Genomic DNA, 344 nt, shown 5'->3' with positions numbered 1-344 from the left:
GCCAGGGCTACCAGCAGGACGTGGGTGCCCAGCCAGGCCACCCCGCCGCTCTCGTTAAGCAGCACCAGGCCGACCGAGAGCGAGACGTAGACCAGACCGCTGGCCAGCAGGGCCAGGCGCGGCAGGGCTCCTGCAATTAGCAGGACGCCTAGGGCGAGCAGGATGTAGCCGAGCGCGCCGGAATACAGGTCCAGGGCCCAGACCGGCATCAGCGGCTCGGCGGCGAACTTGTCGTAGAGCGGCTCGGGAAGGCCGTGGTAGTGGGAGAAGCCGTAGACCTTCTCCTTCACGTTGACCATGGCCCCGGAGATGTCCGGCTCGCCGAACTCGTCGAGCAGCGGGCG

1 pseudogene is annotated in these 344 nt (G+C 68.3%); it reads right to left on the bottom strand.

What is annotated here, in order from left to right:
• A pseudogene (locus tag QEH57_RS25055) lies at positions 1 to 344 on the bottom strand (hypothetical protein); the annotation flags it as partial.

The sequence above is a fragment of the Pelagicoccus sp. SDUM812005 genome (assembly GCF_031127875.1).
GTDB lineage: Bacteria > Verrucomicrobiota > Verrucomicrobiia > Opitutales > Opitutaceae > Pelagicoccus.
This window is presented reverse-complemented; position numbering and strand designations above follow the sequence as displayed.